Origin of the sequence: Aquimarina sp. MAR_2010_214 (genome assembly GCF_002846555.1) — a bacterium.
Lineage (GTDB): Bacteria > Bacteroidota > Bacteroidia > Flavobacteriales > Flavobacteriaceae > Aquimarina.
On record NZ_PJMS01000001.1, the window covers coordinates 4,561,489 to 4,571,867 of the forward strand.

Genomic DNA, 10,379 nt, shown 5'->3' on the forward strand with positions numbered 1-10,379 from the left:
AAAACAAAAACCATCTATTTCTAGGTAGCTTTATTATTTCTTATTTTATCTCTCTTGACCCATCTACTCACACCGCTTACTCATAACCGGTACTAGTGTGGACACTAGCATTAGCAATCAGATACGCTATACCCGAGCGGGGGATTTTGTTAACCGTAAGGATTACAAATCCGCACTATCGGTTTCTCCGAAATCGTCCTTTAAATATAATGCTACTTGATGCATCCTAAATGTATGACTTTCATTTTTCCAAAGATTAGAATCCAACAAAATTTCTTCTGCCTCGAACTCATCAATTTTATATCCTTTATAAAGAACTATCCAAGCCTCTGTCATCGAAGCCCCTAAGTTATACAAATGATTAATCAATAATTTGATATCTTCCGTATTGTTTAACGATTTAGTTTTGGTAGTATTAAATAATATTTCAATTTTAGGGTGCATAATTAATTATTTTATAGGTATTTCAATCAAACGATCATCTGAATCAGGAAGTTCAGAACCTTCGGGACGGTCTCTATAAAAACCTAATCTCAAGAAATCATATCCTTCTGATTTTGCGAATTCCGTTAGATCTCTTATTAGTTGTCTATGTGCAGTTGGACCAACTAAATTTTGAGCCGATAAAACATATTTATCTAATGCATCAAAAACCTCAATCTCTCCAAATGTTATTGAATTATCATCAGGATTAATTGTTACTTCTGCTTGTCCAATTATATCTCTTCCATTTTTTCTAAATTCTCCTTCAAAAAACCCACTTTCATTAATAGTAAACTTACCATTTGCTGTTGGCACTTCTCCAACGTATCCACCATAAGATGCATTTAATATAGTATTTAAAAAATTAGAATCATTAAATTCAGGAATAGTTTCAATTGAAGGTGCTTGTAACTCTACTGGTATTCTACTCATTCCTCCTCTAAATGCAGGAATATTATCTTGAACAGGTAGTACTTGTTCCATTATTTCTTGTCTTAAAGCTTCAGACACTGCTGGAAATGTTTCCACCTCTAATTTCGGTGATTCATTAGGAGTAAAACCTCCTGGAACAATTGAAGGAGTCTCACTAGGTAATGTAAACGCCCTTTCCGCAAGATTACCAAGAGCTCTAGCTCCATTCCTTATATTATCTCGTTGTTGGTATATTCCTACGGTTGTAACAACACCTGCAGTTACTACAGTAGCTCCCTCTAGAGATGCTAGCCAAGCTGCCACAACAACACAAGGAGGACAATCTCCTTTAACATCATTAAAGAGAATAGGATTATTCTTCATAGATGTATATGGAGACTCGTTAGGGAAAGTAACAGGATCAATACTTAACCATCTTGCAACTCTTGGATCATATTGCCTAAAATGTGTAGTATAACTATTTCCTTCTCCTTTTAACTCATCGTCTTTCTCACTCCCTTGATATCCATATCTATAATCTGCACTATTACCATGTCTATTAGGTAACAACATACCAAAAGGATAGTAATCACTAAATGTAAGAACGTCTGGTGTAAAGGTAGTTAAATTCCCGGTAGTAATCGCACTCTTACGGTCGCTTACCACACTTAGCACATTGCCTAAATGATTACTTAATTCATAGCGCTTGTCTCCTACGGTATTACTAAAAGTAGTTATAGCAGGCGTATCTGTAGTCGTGAGCAGTATGTTCTTTTCTTCTAACCCTAATCGGCTACTACCATAGATATGATGCTCACGTAAACGCATATCGGTAGCAACAGACCCACTGGTGTTTGCTTCGTATACCCCCATCGTATTCCCTTGGGCATCGCGTGCATACAGCGTGGTTTTGTTTTCTGGTAGTACCGTTTTAGAAATACGATTTCCCAGACCATCATAAGCAAAGCTTATTGTTGTACCATTACTTTTGGTGATCTTTTTCACCTTACCATCTACACGCCACTCGATATTGGTAATTCCTTCTTTTTTATCAGAAATCAGTTGTCCGATAGCATCATATGTATAGTTATCTGGATTCTGATCCTCCAGATCATTAAACTGGCTACCTGCAATAGCATCATCTACATGCCCTAACTGATTAGAACGTTTTTGTAATCCCGTATCGGGATCAGTAACCGTTTTATATGTATAGGTAAGGTCATCCATATTCACTACCGTACCCTGGCTATTGACTGCTGATCGCTTTAAAGTATCGAGGTTGCCATTATTATCATATGCATATTCTGAGCTATAATTTTTAGTACCTACTGTTCCTGCTATTTTATACCCCTGCATTTTTTTAATACGGTTAAGCTGGTCATACTCGTAATGGTTACTCTGTGATGCGAGCATAGATTCATTATTATCAATCAGACTGGTCACCATCTGCTTGATATTACCATTATACAGGTTTTTACTGCTTTGTAATCCTGATGTATTGCTATATGCAAATGAGGTCGCATTGGTCGTACCTACTGATTTATAATCACCGGTATAGTAACTTAGTGAATACCCCATAGCATCTTTGGCTACTTTAGAACCATTGGCTCCATCTCCTCCCATATCGGTATCAGGACTTAGGCTTTCTGAGTTTACTCCTTTTAACCATCCTTGTAAGGTGTATGCATAATCAATTCCCTGTACTTTCTTGTCTCCAAGTATTGTTCTTGCCAGTGGACCATGTGCAAAGTATTGATAACTCGCATCCTGTTCCCAGATCATTCCATGATCAGAAGTTTTGACATTAACAATACGGTTGTCAGCATCATACTCATATTCATGAATAAACTGATCTGGCTTCCCTTTTTGATAAGTTACCGTATTTACATTACCACTAATCAGATCATAGGCATACTGGGTGCGTTTCATACCCGAAGTAGGATCATCTAGCGTTAGTGCCATTTGCTTATTATGCTGTACCAGTTCTTTTACATTACCATGGATATCGTAGGTATAGAAAATCGCATGGTTATATTGGCGTTCGATTGTAGCTGTACCAAAGGTATCGTAGTAATAAATTGCAGATACGCGATTACGTGTCGTGCTTGCATAGTTATCGGCATCCAGCACCGTCTCAAAGATCTCTGTTGCTGCAATTTGTAAATCATTATATCGTGTACGGGTTACTTCTACTCGATTTGCAGCGACATTAACAGGGTAGTTATCTTCTACTCGTGTAAGGACTTCATTGCCTCCTGTGGTATATACCAATTTACCCGTAGTATCATTGATACTTATTCCTTTATCTGGTATCAGTTCTCCTGCTTCGGTGATTCTACCCAACTCATCATAGGTAGTATAGCTAAATCTGTTATTAATACGTTGTTTTGCATTCTGAGAAGCTATAATCCTACCCAGTTTATCATAAGCAAAACGGGTAATCCCGCCATCTGGTGTTTTTTGCCATACCAACTGATTGAGAGAATTGTAACGGTATTGTGTTAGCAACTCATGATTTGGTAAGAGATCTGCATCCTCTTTGGCTATGTTATTTGCCCGGTGTTGATTGATCTGATCATTAAGTGTTACTCCTGATGTATTTGTGGCCAATAATTCTGCCTTGGTAAAACGATCCACTCCTTCTGGAGGAACTGTTTGTAACAGGTTACCGGATTGATCATAATAGTATAGGGTATATTGATATTCTTTATCAAAATACTTCATATCAAAAGTCTCTACAGCATTATCGATTGCTTTTTTGATATATCCTTTAACAAATTCTTCGCGTTTGATCGTGATAAAACTCTCATAAGCATCTCTGGTATACGCAGCTCGTACACTTTTTACAAATTGCTTACAGTCACTATCTTCTGGGACATCTATAGTAACATCGCTAAAATCTGTAAGGAAGGCTCTTGGTACACAAACACCTTTGTTCTCCGGTTGATTAAGGTAATCTGTAGTAAAGGCTGCCCAGGTTTTTATTGTACCGCTACCACTAGTATGTGTAAAGTATAAATCGATAATAGCTGGCTTATCTTTGTAAGGTTTACTCATCCCAGGATAACCAAAATTAAACTCGGTAGCTCCAAAGCGAGCCATAGACATATAATGTAAGTTTAAGGTCGAGGTGATTTTAAATTTGGTGAGGTAATAATCATAATCATCAACCAGGTATTGTAACGAGTTTTTACAAAATTCTTCCTCTGACACTACATCTCCTTCTTCTTTATCTCCGATACGGTTCATTACCGTTGTATAAGCAGCATACTTCGCTGTACAACTTACAGGCTCTACCAACGGTGGAACACAAACGGTAGGACCACAAGGTATGGTTTCGTCTGGGATAACGGTGGCGGATCTTGCTGAAAGTTCATTAGTTCTACTTGATGATGGAGCAAAGGAGTTTTCAAAATTATTATTTTCTACATTAGCATGTCTTACAGATATTCTATCAAAATACGATTTATCAATTATGCTTTTCGGTTTATTAAAAGCTAATGAACGACTTAGCATAGGAGGAGAAGAAACGTTTACTTTTAAAACATCACATAACACCAATTTTAATTGAGTTAAAGAGTTAGTAGTTCCTGGGACTTTTTCGTCTCTAACAGATTCAATCTTAACATTTTTTGCTGTCTTAATATTCCCTAAATTATCTTTAAAGGTAATAGTGCAAATTTTACTTTCGTAATAATCTTTTTCAAGCCCCGTCCTAATAATTTTTATATCTATTATTTCAGAGACATTAAAAAAATCTTCTTCAAAGTACATTATATATCTTAACAACGAACCTGTCTTATAATTTGCGATAATAGTTAAGTGATGATTAATTGCTACTTCATTAAACATACTACCATACAAATTTGTTCTATATGAACTAAAATCATTATCATAAACAAGATTAGGTCGGTTTTCTACATAATAAGGCTCTAACAATGTTTTGTATCGCTCATTTAATTTAAAATTACCAAAAAAAAGTTCATCATATATGGTCGCAGCTGCTTCCTTTGTTATATCTCCTTTTTTAAGTTTTAAAGCCGCGTTAAAACTACCTTTTAACAACTCTTCTAGTTGATTCTCTTCATAACTATTAGTAGAACATACATCCACATCTGTATTATCTAAACTATCAGGATCAGCTTGAAGAGAATAATTAATATACTTATCCATTAAATCACAACCAAAATATAAATATTCTATTTTATTTCTTTGATAAATAGCTACATTATCCCTAATTTGTCTAGAATATAATTCAGTTTCTTTTAAAACACCTTCCCTATCTAAATATTTCAAATTAAATTTTTGACTACGATTGATTACCCCTAAATAAGTAAACCCTTGAATTTCTTGAATATTTCTTAAATCTGATGCGGTAGAGAAATGAGTTTCATGGATGTCTGAAAATTTTATCTTTAAAATACTAGATTTTCTACTACTATTGAATGGTGATTGATAAAATGACAAACCACTAAATATATAATTTTTATTAGAAAAATCAATAGCCTGATCGCAATCAAAAGGGTTAGATTGGCAATAATATGCGCTATTAAATTTAAAAAAATCTTGTAAAAAATTATTATATAGTGAATAATCTTTCAAGGGAATAAGTTTGTATAAATTATCGGATGCCATTTTCCCTTTTGTAATCAATGCATTTAATAAAGACACAAAGCTTTCTTCAAACTTTTTGCCATAAAATGATTCGTCTACACAAATTCCATCCGGAGTTCCTACCAAATCATTAATATCCCCACAACACAAGAGATTGATCAATCTACATTTACCGGTAGTAGCACAAGATTCATACAACTTGGCAGTGACTACCTTAGGAAAATGATCGGCTTCGCGATAGGTTATATTTAATTGCTGCTCTGTAATCTCACTTTTGGCATTATACAAGTAATTTACATTGGCTCCTGTGATTATTTTTATAGTTGCTGCATCTAATGCTTTCTCTAGTACCATCGTGAATTTAGTCACTCCGGCTACGTCTATGGTATACGTACCTACAGGACCTGTTCTCCAAACTGCTGTTCCGGCTCCAAAGAAGGTCGCCAGATAACTCCCTTTGTATGAATCTAATGCATCCAGAGTTACACTCGCATTATTGATCGTATTATTCTTTTCGAGCTCATATAACAGATTTCGTATCCCGGTCTCAAAACGTGAGGTATTATTACACCCAGAGATATCTGTTCCACTACCATCACCTATATATTCTCCTATACCATCAGCATCTGTAATACTACAATTAGAGATTCGAGCCTGAGTACTACCTGTCAAAATAACCTCCTGAGTAGTGGCAGTACTACCAGTACCTATACGTACTTCGGCTACCAGACTGTATTTAAATACTTTGGCGACGTCATCATAACTAGGGTAGATTTGTTTGATATTGGTAATCATCCAATTCGAGGTTCCATAATTCCCCCAGGTCTTGCCAAAAACAGATGCTGCCGGCAGACTTACTTCAATCGGGATATCACCAACATCCAGGTTATTTTGGTTAAATCGAATCTGAAGCGTTCTATCTCCATTTGTCTTCGTGTTTTTTACGGTAATAGCAACGTCTGTGGGATGTTCTCCTCCTAAATCAGTAAATAGTGCAGGACTTAGATAAGCTCCCGTATAGGCATTACTTGTACTGATTCCTGAGCCATATTCCTTAAAATAATACGTAAGGTACATCTCTAAGTCTCTGGCCTTGGGACAAACTCCGGTTGCAACATAATACTCATAATTGGTAAACCCTGCCAGGTCATCATAAATATCTCTTGAGTTATCACCAGAACTATATAAATTATCAGATGGCTTAAAACGCTTCTCTTTTTTATCATATTGAGCTACATGCGCATCCTTACATAATCCATTAGCGGTACCCGTAATTAACCCCTCTACTTTATTATTGACTGCGGTACTATAATTAGATAGTACTGTAAGTAATGTGGTAGGGGCTGCTTGTGTACCTATACAACCATTATAACATCCTTTGTTTATCCCATAAATATTACCAAATAAGCTTTGGATCGTTTGCTTGGCAGTGGCATAATTTGCTTTATACGTATTCCAGAACTGATCTTTTTTTGCAACATCGGTAAATGTATCTACCTTACCCACTATAGCTCCTGCTGTTGGATTCGCTCCTAAGCCCAAATCACAACTCGAGATACTGTTACATACCAAAGTTGCCAAAGTAAACTCCATTACATTCTTATCACTACCGTTATAGTTTTGAGTAAGAGATTCTTTGATGATATCTTTTCGTGCTCCATGGGAGGTCGTGTTTTCTACTCTGGGGATTACACTCGAAAAATAAGGGTCTCTGCTTGATAACGTTTCTAATGCTCCTAGTAAACCTGCTGTTTTTGCAGCTGTATATGTTTTAACAGATTGCAGGTACATATCAAAGCCATCAGAATTCATCTTTGCTCCACTAACCGTGGCAGTGACTTCACAAACAGCATTGGCATATTCTAAATAACAATATTCAGGGTGATATACTAGCAATGATGATGCCCATTGCTCCTGCCAGATGGCATCACTTAGAAAATCAGAGACATTAGCAAGATATTGGGGTTCTACATATACAAAGTCACGATCACCTGGCTTTTCTATAATAACGGCGCCTTCTTGTAATTTTGGAGTATAGCTGATATCTTCTTGTACCTCTCCCGCATCATTGGTAGAAATTTTGATTGTTTGCTTTATTTTTACATAACTGATCGTACCTTCTTCGTTATAATAGTGTCCTTTTGTGTATACTCCTGTTCCACTTGGTGCAGCGTCATATGATGCATGACGAGGATTTCGCCAGCTATTAAAGACTCCCGAAGAAGTTCTGGCACTGTACAACTCATTGGATTCATTATAAATATTCAGCTTAGCACTATTGGCAGAAGTAGACGATCCTGCATTATTTGAATTCTGGTTATTATATATATTTGCTATATATGCGCCATACTGACCTAATGGTTTCATATCATTAAGCAATGCTGATGCTGCTATACCACAACTAATCGAATTGGCTACGATATCCTCGGTGGTATCGGTAGCATCAATCGTACCGTCTGCACAAGGGGCATTACAAGCTCTAACTAAAGCATCCCATTGGATACCAAACACTTCGCTCAATCTTGTCTTTTCATTGGCTAATTCTGCAGCGGATAGATAGTCTAATTTTGAATAATCATAATTGGCTACCTGAGTAGTTACATAAGAAGCTCTCCCTCCATAATCAGCTATTAAAGCTTTCTCACAATCTTCGCAAGTCACAAAACATCCTTCAAAACTAAGTACCGGTAAATTGGTTACCTCTTCGGGGCTGACATAACAGGCATCATTTTTATCCTGAAGCTTTTTAACATACGCATCTGCATATGCTTCCAAAGATTCTCTACTCACCACCAAACTTTTGGTAATACTATAACTCCCTCTCTTTACCGGTGATACAAATTCTGGTAATACAAACTTCCCTGGGGTTCCTTTACTTAGGTCTATCTTTTGTTTTTTGGAACCCGAAATAAGAGAATTCCCATCGATATCTAAGACATCAATCGCCAGATCATATACCAAAGGATATTGTACATTGTTGGTTGTAGTACAGGCATATTCAAAAAACGGATCATTAGCAACACTATAGTTAAACGTTCGGTTTTCTGCAAAAGCAGAAACCTTGGTACCTGCATATTCTAAGGCATCTTCTAATGCGCCATAGGCCTGAGTAGCTGTTTTTATATTATTATCGGCATTAGTGTCTTTGGCTTCTCTGGATAACTTACCTAACAGATCAACGTTTAGCTCTTTATGTAATAACCCACTGGCATCTACTTCATCTGAGGTTCCGATCAGGTTCGTCGGAGTATACCCTGATAATGCAGTAGCAATAGTCCTTCCTTGTGGATCGATATAACTAATACTGGCCTGACCATTAGGGTCAATCACCATATTCTTTTTATAATGTGCTTTATTCCCTACACTATAACCAAACAAACGGTTTAATTCTTTCTGCTCTGGAGTACCATAATAATACTCCATCTCCTGACCGCTACCCAATTGGTGGGTAACTCCCACACCACTCTTTCTACGGATACGTCCCGTGTTATCTGGCATATATTCGATCTGAGAGAAGGGATGTCCCTCTGCATCAGGTACTCGATCCTTAAAATCTCCACCACTATCATTAGCTGCAGAATAGTATTTACTCGCGCCATTTGATGTAGCCATAGCTTTTGCGGTAGTAGACTGATCCAGAACATTCTGACTATTCAGATCAAAATCTGTATAATCATATGGGGTACCTGCTTGTAAGGTACTCTGATTAAAATCTCTGACATACCCTATTTGCTTTTGTGTTGTAGGAACTGGTAATACTTCTACTGCAACACGACCTTGCGCATCATAGATCACCTCACCTACAATAGTGTTGTCATCTGAATTGATCTTGGTAACCGTTTGACGATTACGTAGCGTACCATCAAAATAGCTAACTACTTCTTTTTTCTTACCTTCTTCTGCATAACTTGACTGAAATTGCCAGTTCTTAGATTTTTCATGATCACTGGTCAACTGATAGACATCAGGCCAACTGGAAACTGTAGTTTTTGATGTAGCTCCACTACTCCATCTTCCATACTTATATTTCGAAACATTCGACTGATAACGACCTACTGCGCGTACTCTATAGATGATATATCCTTTGCTATAAATTAGTGGAATACTATACGTACTATTTGTAGTTTGAATACGAGTGTTGTTTTTCTCAAAATCACGGGTGCTAAACTTAACCTGGCTCGGAGTTAGTGCGGTATCAAAAGTAGGCCCATAACTATCTATCCAGGTCCATTCTAACTGGTAATGATCTACTCCTTCAACCGATCCCCAACTTACCGATAATTCGTTATGAGATGTATCATATACTCCGGTAACATCTGGTGTGGTATCTGATAACTGCTTATAATTCTCCAAAGATAACTCTGATGAAAGGGCTATGTTTTCTGGAACATAACCATTGAGATCTGCAGCCAAACCTGCCCCTAGATTTTCATAAGAACCTTGTTGAATGGTTATACGAGCGCCGTAACTATCAGATATAACATGTTTGCTTACACCAATACCACTACTTCCTGATCCTGAAACCGTATTATGTGCTACCGATAATTTTACTTCATAACGCTTTGATGTATCAAAAGTACCGTTAGATAGTCTTGGAGTTACATTTAGGGTTAATCCATAACGAAACCATCCATAGGGAGGCTGATCTGAATCTACTCGTAAAATCAAACTCGTAGCCGATGAAACCGTAGTTGCATTGGTTAAAATGTTTAGATTAGGACTGAAATCAAGTGCAGTACCTGAACTAATCGCACTACTAATTTCTGATGGAGTATAGGATAATTTGTCCTGACCATAACCTAGGGTCAAAACAAAAAATAAAATAAAAAACTTAAGATATATGCTAGTATTTTTCATAAATACAGTACCGT

General features: G+C 36.8%; 2 protein-coding genes. Both read right to left on the reverse strand.

The features are described from left to right. Positions 1–162 precede the first annotated feature (162 nt). Positions 163–444: a hypothetical protein gene (locus ATE84_RS19525; protein WP_101449561.1), complete on the reverse strand. Its 282-nt coding sequence runs from the start codon at positions 442–444 to the stop codon at positions 163–165. Positions 445–450: 6 nt separating this feature from the next. Continuing rightward, positions 451–10,365, reverse strand: a complete 9,915-nt coding sequence (locus ATE84_RS19530) for an RHS repeat-associated core domain-containing protein (protein WP_101449562.1) — start codon at positions 10,363–10,365, stop codon at positions 451–453. Positions 10,366–10,379: the final 14 nt, after the last annotated feature.

Excerpts from the sequence above, each read along its gene's own strand:
- ATE84_RS19530 (WP_101449562.1), bottom strand. The coding sequence starts at position 10,365 with ATGAAAAATACTAGCATATATCTTAAGTTTTTTATTTTATTTTTTGTT.
- ATE84_RS19525 (WP_101449561.1), bottom strand. The coding sequence starts at position 444 with ATGCACCCTAAAATTGAAATATTATTTAATACTACCAAAACTAAATCG.